This window comes from Sphingomonas sp. R86520 (genome assembly GCF_042466285.1).
Classification (GTDB): domain Bacteria; phylum Pseudomonadota; class Alphaproteobacteria; order Sphingomonadales; family Sphingomonadaceae; genus Sphingomonas.
Genome location: NZ_JAXHBZ010000001.1, coordinates 1,645,001 through 1,659,863 on the forward strand (window position 1 = coordinate 1,645,001; position 14,863 = coordinate 1,659,863).

Consider the following 14,863-nt stretch of genomic DNA (forward strand, 5'->3'; position numbering starts at 1 on the left):
CGCCGTCGAAAAACACCTTGGTCCGAGGGGTAGCGGCCATCAGATCTTTGCCTTCGAGCCCGACGCGGGACTATCGACCGGCGGACGCTTGTGCCACGCCAACGCGGCGCCGACGCTGACCAGCATGATCCCAGCCACGGTCGAACCGCGTCTTAAAGATCGCAGGCCGCCTATCGTCAGCAATGTCGCCGGGAGTCCTGCATGTACACCGCTCAGGCGAACGATCGCCAATGCCGCTGTCCCGCCCGGCTCCGGCGTTTTACCTGAAGGATCAGTCTTGGGCGCCTCGGTAACGACGGTATCCGCAACGGTGGCGCCCCGCGCGCCCATCGGCTTTGCCGGGCCCGTTGTCGTATCGGCCTTGGTCTGATGCTCGAGCTCCGAATTGAGTTCAGCGCCTAGCAGGAAGACATAGGCGGACAGCCACAGCCAGGTCAGCAACACGACGACTGCACTGAGCGATCCATAGGTCGCGCCGTAATTGCCAAAGCGCGATACGTAGAACCCAAACCCGACCGTCGCCGCAAGCCAGATCAGAGTCGCCGCCAACGAACCAGGCGTCAGCCATGCCCATTTCGCCTTCTGACGGTCAGGACCGAACCGGTACAAGCACGCCGCCGCGCTCATCCCCAACGTTGCGAGAACCACGTAGCTAACCAGACGTATTGCAAACAGGACAATCGCCGGAGCTTGGGGGATCAATCCATCGAGCAACGCGAACGCGGCTGTCGACAGCGCTGCGAACAGCGCCAGGGCCACCGCGCCGAAGGTGATGGCGAACGCGAGCACGTTCAGCGCGATGAACCCACGCTTCTCCTTCTCCTCATACGCGATGTTGAGCGCGGTCACGATCGACGACGCGCCTTTGGTACCGCCGTACAAGGCGATGCCGAGCGCGATGACGAGGCCAAAACCCTTCTTGCCCTCCGAGGTACCGACGACGGTGGCGAGCTGATCGCCGATCAGACGCGCCGCGTCATCGGGAAGAACGCCGAACAGTGCCCGGATATTGGCGACCACCGTCGCCGTATCGGCAACCAGGCCGTAGATCAATACGACCGACGCTAGCAGAGGCACGATGGCGGCAAACCCGTAGAATGCCGTTCCAGCCGCAATGAGACTTATGTTGTCCTCGCCGGCTTCCGCCCATGTCCGTTTCAGAACTTTCCACCATTCGTCCGTCGACATGCCCCAGGGGCTGGTTGCGGCGTGCGGTAGTCGAACGTCAGTGTCGGCCAGTGTCTTGCTCCTCGGTAGCATCGGTTCTGGCGAAGCAAACCCGCCTCGCATCCCCCTAACGCCGCGCGCGTCGAAACGTGCCGAGCCTGGACGCCGGGGAACTGCCGGGTCAGAGCTGGCGCAACGCGCGCGCCGGCCGGGTGCTCAGGATCGGCCACGCCCCCGCCAGTCCGATGGCCATCGTCAACCCGGCCCCCGCCAACAACGTCGCAACGACCGTCCCATAATCCGGCAGCCATTCGAAGGAGAAGACTTGCGTCACGACATACCACGCGCCGCTCAAGCCGAGCAGAAGCGCGACCACCGAGAGAATGACGCTCAGGAACGCATACTCCAGCGCCTGAACTGCCAACACCTGCCTCCGGGTAGCGCCGAGCGTGCGAAGGATGACGCTATCGTAGGTCCGAGCCTCGCGGGCGGCAGCGATGGCCCCGATCAGAACCGCGATACCGGCGAGGATCGCCACCGATGCCGCGGCCGTGATCGCGGCCGCCATTTGCGACACGATCATTCGGACCTGCCCCAGCACGCCGCGAACCTCGATGACCGAGACCGATGGGAAGCGCGGCAGGAGGGCACGCATCACCCTGCCCTCCTGCCCCGGATCGAGGTCGATCGTCGCGGCCAGATTGTGAGGGGCGTCCTGGATGGCGTTCGGAGAGAACACCATCACGAAATTGAAGCCGAGCGTGTCCCAACTGATCCGGCGGAACGATGCGATCGTGGCGGTCCGCTCGATACCGAGCAAGGTATAGCTCAGCGGATCGCCGATTTTCAGATCGAGCGCTTTCGCCAGGCGCTCGTCGATCGAGACCAGCGGCGGCCCGGCATAGGAACGCGGCCACCAATGGCCGGCGGTCAGCGAGCTTCCCTTTGGCAGCACTGCGGAATAGGTAAGCCCGCGTTCGCCGCGCAAGGCCCAGGCACCTTCGGGCAGGGTCTTGAGATCGGCGACGCGCGTCTTGGCATAGCCGGTGATCGTACCGCGCATCGCCGGCACGGTGCGGACGAGCGAACGGGTCGCCATTGACTCGATGGTACGTCGGAAGTCGCCTTCGCGGTCCGGGGGAACGTCGAGCGCGAACAGGGCGGGTGCGCGTTTCGGCACGGTTTGCGCGACATTGGCATCGATGCTGGTACGGATCGCGGCCAAAAGGACGAACAAGGTGAGGCCGAGACCCAGTGCGACGACCAGGGTCGCCGTTCGTGCGCCGGGCCGATGCAGGCCAGCCACCGCCAAACGGAGCAACGGGCGCGAAGACCGCGGCAACAGTGCGGCGGCTCGCCGAACACCGAGCCCAAACATCGCCAGGATGACGAGTACGCCAGCGACTGCGGCTAAAAATCCGGCGCTCAGGCCAGGCTGCTCCGCGGTAGCAAGGGTCAGCGCGACGATCGTGACACCGGCGCCAACCACCCATGGCAAAGTCTTCGAATACGGCGCTCGACGCTCCCCCGGCACCCCGCGCAACAGCCCGGCAGCCGGAATATTGCCCGCGTCGATCAGCGGTGGGGCGGTGCAGGCCAGCGCGATCAGCATTCCATAGGCGGCCGCCAGCAACAGTGGCACGGTCTGGATCGTGAACCGCGGTGCTACCGGGAGGACGTCACCCGCTATCCAGACGATCAAGGGGACCGCGAGGACCCCTGCAACCAATCCTGCGGCCACGCCCATCGCGGCGACCACCGCAACCTGGAGAACGTAGATGCGCGCGATAATTCCCGAGGTCGCACCGAGCACCTTGAGCGCAGCGATACTGCCCCTACGTGCCGCGAGGTACGAGGACACGCCGTTGCCGACGCCGATGCCGGCGATCACCAGCGCCGACAGCCCGACGAGCACGAGGAACTGGCCCATCCGGTCGACGAACCGTTCGGCCCCGGGCGCGGCGCGATCGCGCGTCTTCGCTTCCCAGCCGCCAGTGGCGAACCCAGCCTTGAAACGGTCGGTTGCCGCGGACGGCGATGCCCCCGCCGGCAAGCGTACGCGGTATTTGCTTTCATACAGGCTGCCCGGCTGGACAAGGCCGGTTCGCGCGATCCCCTGCAGCGAAACGATCGCCACCGGGCCGAGCGTAAATCCCTCGCCCAGCCGATCCGGTTCGCTCTCGACAATACCGCCGATCTTGAAGACCGCAATTCCCAACCGGATGCCATCCCCGGAGCGGACACCGAGCCGCTCCGCCAGCGCTGGAACGATGAGGACGGTGTTCGCATCGAGTGGTCCGGCAGCGGTTCCACCCCGCAAGGTCAGCGCTCCGTACAAAGGATACGCGGTATCGACGCCCTTCAGTTCGATCGGCACCGAATTCAGGCCGCGCACGGCCATCGATTGCATCCGTATGGTCTCGGACACCGTGCCAAGCCGTGTCATGGCCCGGCGTTCAGCGGAGGTCGCGCTACGCTGAGACGCAGCGAATTCGACGTCGCCACCAAGGATCGCGCTTCCCCGTGACGTCAGTTCGTCGTCGATCGCGTGTGTCAGGCTGCCGATTGCCGCCAAAGCGCCCACGCCGAGGAACAGGCATGCCAGCAGCAGGCGCAGTCCACGGAAGCGGAGATCGAGTTCACGTCGTGCAAGTCGCCATGCCAGCCGCCAGTCGCTCATCGGGAACGGTCGGTGGCGATGCGGCCGTCGGCGAGTTCAATGGTGCGATCGCAGCGGGCCGCCAGCGCCGGATCGTGGGTGATGACGATCAACGTCGCACCGGTCGCCGCCCGGCGATCGAACAGCAGGTCCATGATCGACGCGCCGGTAGCGGCGTCGAGGTTGCCGGTCGGTTCGTCGGCAAAGACGAGGTCGGGCCGCGGCCCCAGCGCACGCGCGATCGCCACGCGCTGTTGCTCGCCGCCCGACAATTGCGTCGGATAATGGCCGACCCGGTGCGCAAGGCCGACCGCGACGAGTTCGGCCTCGGCGCGCGCGAACGCATCCGGCATCCGCGCCAGTTCCATCGGGACGGCGACGTTCTCGAGCGCGGTCATCGTCGGCAACAAATGAAAGGCCTGCAGCACGATGCCGATCCGGCCACGCCGCGCACGCGCCAGATCGTCCTCGTCCAGCGCCCCGAAATCCAGTCCCGCGACGCGAACCAGGCCGCCACTCGCCTGTTCGAGCCCCGACAGGATCGCCATCAACGAAGACTTGCCGGACCCCGAAGGCCCGAGCAGCGCAACGCTGGTCCCGCGCACGATATCGAGGTCGATCCCTTTCAGAATCGTCGTCGCCGCCGTCGCCTCGCCCAGTGTCAGCGTGACATCCCGCACCGAGATCACCATGTCGGTAGCGACGGCTTCGGGCACGGTGTCGCGCAACGGCGCGGCGGGCTCTGGCGCGGTATCGGGCATAGGCAGGGGATCTTCACGTTGGAGCAGAATCGAAACACCGGGCGGTGGTCACGTTATGGGGTCGTCGCCGTGCTTCTCCAAGCCGCGTTGCTCGGCGGTTGCGACCGCGCGAGCGACGCCCCCTCCCCTGCACCGACGGCGAACAGCGTCGCCCCGGTCGTAGCGGCGCCCGCCCCCGCCGGTCCGTCGCGACTGATCCTCGCGTTCGGCGACAGCCTGTATGCAGGATACGGCCTGGATCGCGGCAGCAGCCTGCCCGATGCCCTTCAGTCGCGACTGCGGCGCGACGGCATCAACGCGACGGTGGTGAACGCCGGCGTTTCCGGTGACACCAGCGCTGCGGGACGCCAACGGTTCGCGTTCGCACTCGACAACCTGCCGCGCAGGCCGGACCTGATACTCCTCGGGCTCGGCGGAAACGACGTGCTACGGCAGATCGCGCCCGACGAGACACGTGCGAACATGACCGCGATGCTCGACGAGGCGCAACGTCGCAAGATCCCGGTCATGCTTACCGGCATGATGGCACCCCCCAATCTCGGTCAAGATTATACCTCCAAATTCAACAGCATCTGGCCCGATCTTGCCAAGTCGCATCAGGCGACGCTCTATCCGTTCATCCTCGAAGGCGTGATCGGGAATCCCGCCTTGATGCAGGCGGACCGGGTCCATCCCAACCGCGTCGGCGTCGACAAGATCGTAGGCCGCGTTGCGCCATTGGTGGAAACCGCGATAGGGAAGACCGACTGACGCGGACCGTAGACACATGCATAAGCCCAGTCGCTAGGCCTGTGGACGGTCGACTGCGCTCTTGTGAAGAACCCAGCATTTGGCAACGCGGGATAAAACCCTCGTGCAGGGTGTTGTGATGGAAGGGGATTTCTATGCAATTGAGTGGCTTGACCGCGCGTCTTGGGCGCAGCCTGGATCTCAGCGACGGGGAACGCGCCGCTATTGCACATATCGAACGCGGCGAGCGTCGCCTGAAGGCCGGCGACGTGCTGATGGCCGAAGGCGGCGCCAGCAACGCATTGTTCATCGTCCGGCAGGGGTGGATGCATTCGTCCGTCCGCCTGAACTCGGGCGGGCGTCAGATCCTGCGCTTTCACTATGCCGGCGATCTGATCGGGACGTCGAGCATCGCCTGGTCGCAGGCATCGACGACGCTCACGGCGATCTCGGACTGCCTGATCACCGACGTGCCGAAGACCGAGCTGGGCATGTTGTTCCAGGCGCAGCCGCGGGTCGCGGGGCTGTTGTACGCCATCGCCGCGGCTGAGAACGTCGCGATGAGCGACCGGCTGACGTCGATCGGGCGGATGGGCGCGACGGAACGCCTGTCGACCCTGTTGCTCGATATCCTGGCGCGGCTGCGGGTCACCGCGGGCGGCGTCGTCGACTCCTTCGACCTGCCGCTCACGCAGAGCGACATCGGCGACGCGCTGGGCCTGACCAAGGTCCACGTCAACCGGACGATCCGTGGCCTGGAGCGTGCCGGCATCATCGAACGCAACGGCCGGCGGGTGAAGATCGTCGATGAAAAGACGCTGATCGAGACGACCGGGTTCACCGATCGGTACGGCGAGATCGCAACCGACTGGCTGCCGTCGCTACCCTACTCGACCGGGAACGATTGAGGATCCTACGCCGGTCAGCTGCGATCGACCACGAACAGCGTCACGCGATCGTATTTGATGTCGCCCGGGTTGAAGATCGCATCGGCGACGAACGACCGGTCGGTGACCTCGATGTCCTTCAGTCCAGCAAGCTTGAACGTCCCGAGCTTGATTTCCTTGGGCGGCTGGCCGTCCCGCTCCAGCGTCACGGCGTCCACGAAGACGTCGTCATGCTTGGTGTACAGGATGTGCGGTGCCAGCGTGCAGGCCATCCGGTTGTAGGTGGCGGTGATGCACTTGCGCAGCGCGATCGCCTGGAGAAGCAGGGCGTTCGCGTTGTTCGGCGCGGTGGGATCAGGTGTCGAAGTCATGTTGTGCATCGCAGCATAAGTTTGAGGATCGGTGCCGTTAGGCCGAACGCGCCATAACTCACAAGGCTTAAGTTGCCGCAATCCGTGGTTTAGCCGTCTGCGACGACCTCCTCGGTATGGACGTCGAACCCGGTGAGTTGCGCACGGCCGAAGGTCGTGGTGAGCGCCGTATCGGTAGCATCGCGACCCCGCGCCATCAATATCCGTCCAATCCGTGGGCGGTTGTGCCGCGCGTCGAACGTATGCCACGCATTCCCCAGATACACGTCGAACCACGCGGAGAAATCCATCGGCGCGTCGACCGGCGGGATGCCGATATCGCCGAGATAGCCGGTGCAATAGCGCGCCGGAATGTTCATGCATCGGCACAGGGTTATCGCGAGGTGCGCAAAGTCGCGACACACGCCTTGCCGCTCCTGGTGAACGTCCCAGGCAGTCTTGGTCGGGCGTGCGTAATGATAGCCGAACTCGACATGGTCGTGCGTGAAATCGACGATCGCCTGGACGCGTTGCCACCCAGGTGGGACGTGACCGAACAGCGACCATGCCGTCTCCGTCAGCCGGTCGGTCTCGCAGTAGCGGCTGCCCAGCAGGAAGATGAGGATGTCATCCGGCAGGTCCTCGACCGCATGCTGGACCGCGTCCGGCGTGATCGGATCCGGGATGCCGCTGTCCTCGATCGTGAAGTCGCACGATAACGTCAGCCCGCCCTTGGGTACGGTGACCCGCGTGCAGACGTTGCCGAACGCGTCGAGATAATCGTACGTGGGCACGTCGGGCGTGGCGACGATCCGGTGCGGCGTCACGAGATCCTTGTTCCGGGACGGGTGCAAGCTGAGCATCGCCATCATCGGCGTCGCTGCCTCGGTTTCGAAACGTATGTCGTAGCCGGTCCGGATCAGCATAGAAGAGCCCCTGTTCAAGCCGTTTGCGTCGAATGGTGGTGGATCGCAGCGTCGCCCTCGTCATCGACGGTGATGTCGACCGAGACACTCATGTCCAGGAAGCTGCCGGGAAAGCCGCTCCAGGTGCCGGAGATCGGGACGGCCTGGTATATGTCGCGCGCCACCGCGACCCGGACCAGTCCGCGGTTGCCGACGATCCCGTTGGTCGGATCGAACTCCACCCATCCGGAGCCGGGAAGGTACACGCGAACCCAGGCGTGCGTGTTGCCGCCACCGGTACGCTGCTCGCGCTTGCTGGGATTGTAGACATAGCCCGAGATGAACCGCGCGGCGAAGCCGAGTGCGCGGACCGCCTCGATCATCAGCATCGCATAATCGCGACAGGTGCCCTTGCGCATCGCGAGCGTCTCCATTGGCGACTGCGTGCCCTTTTCGGGGCGGGGCACGTAAGTGAACTCGCGGCGGATCGTCGCGGTCATGTCGGACAGCATCGCCAGCGTATCGGTCGGCCCGTCGGTACGGACGAAGCGCCGCGCCCATGTGTCGATCTGGCGCAGCGGATCGTGATGCTGGCGCTCGATCGAGCGAAGGAGGTCGGGCATCTCTTCCGACGAGTAGGTGAACGGATAGAGCCGTGCGTAATCCTCGATATCGACGTTCTGCAGTTCCGCCGGCGTGTGCAGCAGGCGTACGCGACTGTCGAAGACGAGTTCCTTCGCGCGTTTGTCGAACGTCGCGATCGCGACCGAATTGCCGAACACGTCCTGTAGCCACCGGACGTCGGACGGCTCGGGGCTGATCGTCAACTGGGCGTCGATAAGGTGCTGATCGTAGCTTTCCCGCGGCCGAACCATGATCCGATGCTCGCCAAACGCGACCGGATGACGGTAGGAGTATCGGGTTACATGAGAGAGCGTTAGAGATGGCATCGAGGATCCGGTCGCATGAACAGCACTGACGGCAATTTGCTGCTAACGACCGAAGATGCCGCACCGGTCACCATGGTCAACCCCAAAGGCTCGTCATCGTTCCTGCTGATCGGCGATCATGCCGGAAAAAGGGTACCATCGCGGCTGGGATCGCTGGGACTGGACGAACTTGAACTCGCCCGGCACATCGGCTGGGACATCGGTGTCGGCGAACTCGGCGCGCTGCTCACAGACCGGCTGGACGCGGTATTCGTCCGGCAGACCTATTCGCGGCTGGTCATCGACTGCAACCGAAGCCCCAGCCAGCACGACGTGATCGCCAGCATCAGCGACGGAACCGTGGTGCCCGGTAACGCGGTGTTGTCGGCGGCCGAAGTCGCGGCCCGGTTCGCGGAGATCCACGAGCCCTATCACGCGGCGATCGCGGCCGAACTCGCGAGACGCGACGCCGCCGGCAGCGCGACCACGATCGTGGCATTGCACAGTTTCACGCCGGCGATGCGCGGCGCCGCGCCGGGTGCCGAGCGACCCTGGCATATCGGCGTGCTGCACGATGGCGGCGATACCGGGTTCGCGCACGCGCTGCTCGACGTGCTGTGCGAGGAGCAGGACCTCGTGACCGGCGACAACGAGCCGTATCGGATGGACCTGATCGACTACACCATCCCGCGCCATGCATACCCTGCCCGCCCCTATGCGGAAATCGAGATACGCCAGGACCTGCTCGGTTCGCCCGACCAGTGTGCGGCATGGGCGGACCGTCTTGCGCGGGTCCTGCCGACCGCGTTGGCCCGGCTACGGCGCGGCTGACGGCATCGATGCGTTTTCGGGGTGCCGTGCCGGGATCGTCTTCCCGTTTGGCGCGTTCGCTCGCCGGCCTTGTATTGTTAGGTCGCGCCCTCCGACGTTCGAGACATGATGCAGCGACCGACGACACGAATTGACGCGCTAACCACGGTGACACGTTCGGCGGAGGAGCGGTATCCGGCACTGCTCGACGCGATCGACGCGGCGTTTTGCGTCATCGAGGTTCTGTTCGACGGTAACGATGCCGTCGACTACCGGTTTCTCGAGGTCAATTCGCGGTTCGAGGGCCAGACCGGTCTTGCCGCTCCGGTGGGACGGACCGCGAGCGAACTGGTCCCCGACCTCGAAGCGTTCTGGTTCGAGACCTATGGCCGCGTGGCGGCGACCGGCGAAGCGGCGCGTTTCGACCAGGGGTCGGAGCAGATGGGGCGATGGTTCGAGGTCCATGCCTTCCGCGTCGGCAAGGCGGATGCACGGCAGGTCGCGGTCCTGTTCACTGACGTGTCCGAGCGCCGACTGTCCGCAACCGCCGCGCGCACGAGCGAGGAACAGCTGGGCCAGGCGCTCGCGGTCGGCAACGGGATTGGTACGTGGGACTGGGACGTGCCGAACGACCGGGTGACCGCTGACGCCCGATTTTCCGCCCTCTACGGAGTCCCGATCGAACTGGGCTTGGAAGGCGCGCCGATCGCCGAGTTCTTTGGCGGCATCCATCCGGACGACCGCGCCGCGGTACAGGACGCGATCCAGGACACCGTGCGCAACGGCGGCGATTTTGCGGCCGAATACCGGCTCGTTCAGTCCGACGGCGCATCACGATGGGTCGCCGCGCAAGGACGGTGCCGGCTCGGCGCGGACGGCAGGCCGCTCCGCTTCCCCGGTGTCAGCTTCGACATTACCGACCGCAAGCAGGCCGAACGCCGGCAACGTGCGCTGCTCGAGCTCAGCGATGCGATCCGCGAACTGACCAATCCCGAAGATATCGCCTTTGCCGCATCGGCGATCCTCGGCCAGGCGCTGGAAGTCAGTCGGGTCGGTTACGGCATCATCGACAAGACGAACGAGACGATCAGCGTCGAACGCGACTGGAACGCGCCGGGCGCGACGACCTTGGCCGGCATGCTGCATTTCCGCGCATATGGTTCGTATATCGAGGATCTGAAGGCCGGCCGAACCGTCGCGATCGCGGACGTCGATCACGACGACCGCACGCGCGACACAGCAGACGCCCTGAAGGACATCAGCGCCTGGTCGTTCGTCAACATGCCGCTGGTCGAACACGACGACTTCGTCGCGCTACTCTATGCCAATCACGCGTCGGCACGGTGCTGGAGCGATGCCGACCTGCTGCTGATGCGCGAAGTTGCCGAGCGGGTCCGAGCCGCGACCGAGCGGCTGCGGGCCGAAGAGGCGCAACGGGCGAGCGACGAGCAATTCCGGGTCTTCGCCGAAGCGGTCCCGAACCAGATCTGGGCGGCGCGACCGGACGGGTATCTCTATTGGTTCAACGAGCAGGTCTATGCCTATAGCGGCGCCGCACCCGGCGCGCTGGACGGACAGACGATCTGGGGCGGCCTGCTCCACCCCGACGACGTCGTCGAGGCCGACGCGCTGTGGCGACACTCGCTGGCGACCGGCGACCGCTATGCGATCGAGTTTCGCGTGCTCGGCGCGACCGGCGACTACCGCTGGTTCCTCGTCCGCGCCGAACCGGTGCGAAGCGCGGACGGCACCATCCTGCGCTGGGTCGGGACGAACACCGATATCGACGACAACCGCCGGCAGGCCGCCGAACTCGTCCGCTGGAACGAGACGCTGGAAGAGCAGGTCGCCGTCCGGACGCGCGAACTGATGTCGGCCGAGGAGGCGCTGCGGCAGAGCCAGAAGATGGAGGCGGTCGGCCAGCTCACCGGCGGGATTGCGCATGATTTCAACAATTTGCTGACCGGCATTACCGGCAGCCTGGAACTGCTCGGGATCCGCATCGCGCAAGGCCGGCTGAACGATGTCGAGCGGTATTCGCTGGCCGCGCAAGGGGCGGCAAAACGTGCGGCGGCGCTGACGCATCGCCTGCTCGCGTTCTCGCGGCGGCAGACGCTCGATCCCAAGGCGACCGACATCAACCGGCTCGTCTCCGGACTCGAGGATCTGGTGCGGCGGACGGTCGGGCCGGAAGTCGAGGTCGAAGTGGTCGAATCCGTCGGCCTGTGGGCCACGCTGGTCGATCCGAACCAGCTCGAGAACGCGATCCTCAACCTGTGCATCAACGCGCGCGACGCGATGCCGGGCGGCGGGCGGCTGACGATCGAGACCGCCAACCGCTGGATCGACGCCCGTACCGCGCGCGACCGCGATCTCGATGCCGGGCAATATGTCTCGCTGTGCGTGTCCGATACGGGCACGGGGATGACCGCCGACGTGATCGCGAAGGCGTTCGACCCCTTCTTCACGACCAAGCCGCTGGGGCTCGGGACGGGTCTCGGCCTGTCGATGATCTATGGGTTCGCACGCCAGTCGGGGGGACAGGTCCGGATCTACTCCGAGGTCGGCGAAGGCACCAACGTCTGCGTCTACCTGCCCCGACATTTCGGCGCTGCGGAACAGAGCGAGCCGGACCTCGAACTGTCCGATGCTCCTCGTGCGCAGGCCGGCGAGACAGTCCTGGTGGTCGACGACGAACCCACCGTTCGCATGCTGGTGGTCGAAGTGCTGGAGGAACTCGGATACGCGGCGATCGAGGCGGCGGACGGCGCCTCCGGGTTGAAGCTTTTGCAGTCCGATCTGCGCGTCGATCTGCTGGTCACCGACGTAGGCCTGCCCGGCGGCATGAACGGACGCCAGATGGCGGATGCCGCACGCGTCGGGCGACCCGAGCTGAAGATCCTGTTCATCACCGGCTATGCGGAGAACGCGGTCGTCGGCAACGGTCACCTCGATCCGGGCATGCACGTGATGACCAAGCCGTTCGCGATGGAAGCGCTCGCCGGACGGATCAAGGAGCTGATCGTCTCGGCGTAAGATCGGCTAGCCAAGCCCCCATCCATGTTGCAATGCGGCAACAGCACGTCGCGCATCGCCAACATGGCGTGATTGTCACTTGATATGTTGTATCATCAAATATACCCGCGGCGTCATACAGGGACGACACAAGGGAATTTCATGAAGACGATGCTGTTCGGCGCCACAGCCCTGGCCGCGCTCCTTTCCTCGCAGGCTTATGCGCAAGCCGCCCCGCAGGCCGGTACCGACGATGCTGCGCAGGCAGTTGCCACGCCTCCCACCACGACGCCGTCCGTCAGTTCGGCCAATCAGCGCGACATCATCGTCACGGCACCGTTGCAGACCAGCGAGCGCGACGTGTTGCAGGGTACGACGGTGTTGACCGGCCAGGAATTGACGCGGCAGTTGCGCCCGACGATCGGCGAGACGCTCGCGCGCCAGCCCGGCGTGTCCGCCACGTCGTTCGGCCCGAGCGCGTCGCGCCCGATCCTGCGCGGTTTTCAGGGCGACCGCGTTCGCGTGCTGACCGACGGGATCGGCTCGATCGACGTATCGAACACCAGCGTCGATCATGCCGTCATCATCGACCCGCTGCTCGCAGAGCGCATCGAGGTGCTGCGCGGGCCGAGCGCATTGCTCTACGGCTCGTCCGCAGTCGGTGGTGTCGTCAACGTGATCGACACCCGGATCCCGCGGACCGTGCCCAAGGACGGGTACCGCGTGAACGGGATCGGCACGTACGGCTCGGCAGCGAACGAACGCTCGGGCGGCATGGCCGGCGACGTCGCGGTCGGCGAACACCTGGTGCTGCATGCCGACGGATCGTACCTGAAGTCCGGCGACCTGCGGACCGGCGGTTACATCCTGTCGCGCGATGCCCGCGCCCAAGCGCTCGCGACCGCGGCCCTGCCCGTCGACCCCGCCGCCGAGGATCCGATCGACTACGCGGCGTCGGCATCCCTGAAGGGCAAGCTGCCCAACACGCAGTCCGAGACGTGGACCGCCGGTGCCGGTGCGTCGATCATCACCGACAATGGCAGCCTCGGCGTGTCGTACAGCCATTATGACAGCCTGTACGGTGTGCCGGTCCGCTACGCGACGCTGCCCGGGCAGGAGCAGGAAGCACCGCGGCTCGACATCGTCCAGAACCGCGTCGACCTGCGGGGTGAGATCGATACCGGTGGCGACGTCCTGAGCAAGATCCGCGTCCGCGTCGGGCAAGCGAGCTATCGCCATTTCGAGCTCGAAGAGGATAATTCGGTCGGAACCGCGTTCTACAACAAGGGTCTCGAAGGGCGGCTCGAAGTGGTGCAGGCCAATCGCGGCGGCTGGCAGGGCGCGTCCGGCGTCCAGTTCTACAACCGGATCTTCAACGTGGTGGGCGACGAAGCCTTCCTGCCGAAGAACGAGACCAATCAGACCGGCCTCTTCACGCTCCAGCAATATGAGTCGGGACGGTTCCGTGCAGAAGGCGGACTACGCTACGAGATCACCGATCTGGCCGCGCGGACGCCCGAGGACGATCTGCGGTTCTTCCGCGGCAGCAAGAGCTTCGATGCGGTGTCGGGGTCGCTCGGCGCCTCGTACGGCGTGACGGACGGCGTCCGGGTCGGGCTGAACCTGTCGCGGACCGAACGCGCGCCCTCAGGTGAAGAGTTGTTCGCGAATGGTGCCCATGCCGGCACGCAGGCGTATGAACTGGGCAGCGCCGACTTCAAGCTAGAGAAGTCGTGGGGGCTCGAGGGCACCCTGCACGCGCATGGCGACGGCTTCAGCTTCGACGCATCGGCGTATTACAACTGGTTCTCCAACTATATTTCGGAAAACCAGGTCGCGTCCTCAGTATGCCAGACTGCCGCCGATCCGTCGGGCCGTGTCGTCGACCTGCCGTGTTTCCAGTATCAGCAGGCCGACGCCCGCTATTACGGGTTCGAGGCGGACGCGTCCGTCAAGGTCGCGCAAGTCGGCGGCTACGCGATCAACGCCGACGTGCTGGGCGACTATGTCCATGCCAATATCGTCGACGAGGGCCCCGTACCGCGTATCCCCCCGATGCGCGTCATGGGCGGAATCGAGGCGCAGGGCGACCGCGTGAACGGCCGCGTCGAGGTGGAACATGTGTTCGAGCAGAACCGCATCGCGACCTTCGAGACGCCGACGGGCGACTATACGATGGTCAACGCCTCGATCGGCCTCAGCCCGTTCGGCAAGGACAGCAAGACCAGCCTGCTGCTCAGCGCGAACAACCTGTTCGACGTGAACGCCCGCCGTCATGCGAGCTTCCTGAAGGATTTCGCGCCGCTTGCCGGTCGCGACTTCCGCGCGACGCTGCGCTTCGGATTGTAAATCGGCCACGGGTCGCCCGCTTCCCCGGCCAACCGGGGAAGCGGGTATCGGTTACTTGCCGATCAGGACGTCGCTGGCCTTGATGAGCACGGTGACCGTGTCGCCGGTCGCGAGCGCGAGATCGGCGATCGCTTCCTCGGTGATGTTGGCGGTGACGACGTTGCCGCCGCCGATATCGACCTTGATCGAACCGTTGACCGCGCCGGGCGTGATCGAGACGATGGTGCCGGAAATCTGATTGCGCGCGCTGATCTTCATGAGTTTGCTCCTGTTGATAAAGCCACCGCTTAGCAACGACCTGT

At 65.4% G+C, this 14,863-nt stretch carries 13 protein-coding genes (1 of these 13 only partly in view); 5 read left to right on the plus strand and 8 right to left on the minus strand.

Annotated elements, in window-relative coordinates; all coding sequences use genetic code 11:
• The 4 genes from SJY41_RS07505 to SJY41_RS07520 form a co-directional block, all read right to left on the minus strand.
• Positions 1-40 carry the 5' end (the start) of a reverse transcriptase-like protein gene (locus SJY41_RS07505; protein WP_380780452.1) on the minus strand. Its footprint begins 350 nt before the window's first position, so 40 of the gene's 390 nt are visible here — the first part of the coding sequence; it begins with the start codon at positions 38-40; its stop codon lies off the left edge, out of view.
• Complete coding sequence (locus SJY41_RS07510) at positions 40-1,188, minus strand: YihY/virulence factor BrkB family protein (RefSeq protein WP_380780454.1); 1,149 nt, start codon at positions 1,186-1,188, stop codon at positions 40-42. Before SJY41_RS07510 ends, SJY41_RS07505 begins: the two co-directional genes overlap by 1 nt.
• A 160-nt stretch (positions 1,189-1,348) precedes the next feature.
• Positions 1,349-3,847: an ABC transporter permease gene (locus SJY41_RS07515; protein WP_380780455.1), complete on the minus strand. Its 2,499-nt coding sequence runs from the start codon at positions 3,845-3,847 to the stop codon at positions 1,349-1,351.
• The gene (locus SJY41_RS07520) at positions 3,844-4,518 is read right to left on the minus strand and encodes an ABC transporter ATP-binding protein (RefSeq protein WP_380784083.1); all 675 of its coding nucleotides are present in this window, start codon (positions 4,516-4,518) and stop codon (positions 3,844-3,846) included. Before SJY41_RS07520 ends, SJY41_RS07515 begins: the two co-directional genes overlap by 4 nt.
• A 138-nt stretch (positions 4,519-4,656) precedes the next feature.
• On the opposite strand from SJY41_RS07520, the gene SJY41_RS07525 reads away from it, so the two are divergent.
• Positions 4,657-5,337, plus strand: coding sequence for an arylesterase (locus SJY41_RS07525; RefSeq protein ID WP_380780457.1), 681 nt, complete (start codon positions 4,657-4,659; stop codon positions 5,335-5,337).
• A gap of 149 nt (positions 5,338-5,486) precedes the next feature.
• Positions 5,487-6,224 (plus strand): Crp/Fnr family transcriptional regulator, encoded by a 738-nt coding sequence (locus SJY41_RS07530; RefSeq protein WP_380780460.1) that lies wholly within the window; start codon positions 5,487-5,489, stop codon positions 6,222-6,224.
• Positions 6,225-6,238: 14 nt separating this feature from the next.
• On the opposite strand, the gene SJY41_RS07535 is transcribed toward SJY41_RS07530, so the two are convergent.
• The 3 genes from SJY41_RS07535 to SJY41_RS07545 all read right to left on the minus strand — a co-directional run bounded on the left by SJY41_RS07535 (position 6,239) and on the right by SJY41_RS07545 (position 8,408).
• On the minus strand, positions 6,239-6,574 hold the full coding sequence (locus SJY41_RS07535) for a hypothetical protein (RefSeq protein ID WP_380780462.1): 336 nt from the start codon (positions 6,572-6,574) through the stop codon (positions 6,239-6,241).
• An 89-nt stretch (positions 6,575-6,663) separates the two neighbouring features.
• Positions 6,664-7,479, minus strand: a complete 816-nt coding sequence (locus SJY41_RS07540) for a transglutaminase family protein (RefSeq protein WP_380780464.1) — start codon at positions 7,477-7,479, stop codon at positions 6,664-6,666.
• A gap of 14 nt (positions 7,480-7,493) precedes the next feature.
• Positions 7,494-8,408 (minus strand): transglutaminase domain-containing protein, encoded by a 915-nt coding sequence (locus SJY41_RS07545; RefSeq protein WP_380780466.1) that lies wholly within the window; start codon positions 8,406-8,408, stop codon positions 7,494-7,496.
• Positions 8,409-8,423: 15 nt separating this feature from the next.
• Between SJY41_RS07545 and SJY41_RS07550 the strand changes: the two genes are divergently transcribed.
• The 3 genes from SJY41_RS07550 to SJY41_RS07560 all read left to right on the plus strand — a co-directional run bounded on the left by SJY41_RS07550 (position 8,424) and on the right by SJY41_RS07560 (position 14,561).
• Positions 8,424-9,218, plus strand: a complete 795-nt coding sequence (locus SJY41_RS07550; RefSeq protein ID WP_380780468.1) for an N-formylglutamate amidohydrolase — start codon at positions 8,424-8,426, stop codon at positions 9,216-9,218.
• A 147-nt stretch (positions 9,219-9,365) separates the two neighbouring features.
• Positions 9,366-12,233, plus strand: coding sequence for a PAS domain-containing protein (locus SJY41_RS07555; RefSeq protein WP_380780469.1), 2,868 nt, complete (start codon positions 9,366-9,368; stop codon positions 12,231-12,233).
• A 141-nt stretch (positions 12,234-12,374) separates the two neighbouring features.
• A complete protein-coding gene (locus SJY41_RS07560; protein ID WP_380780471.1) occupies positions 12,375-14,561 on the plus strand; it encodes a TonB-dependent receptor in 2,187 nt (728 codons plus the stop codon).
• Positions 14,562-14,612: 51 nt separating this feature from the next.
• Here the strand turns inward: SJY41_RS07560 and SJY41_RS07565 are convergent, their stop codons facing one another.
• A complete protein-coding gene (locus SJY41_RS07565) occupies positions 14,613-14,819 on the minus strand; it encodes a molybdopterin-binding protein (RefSeq protein WP_056063255.1) in 207 nt (68 codons plus the stop codon).
• Between the last annotated feature and the right edge of the window lie 44 nt (positions 14,820-14,863).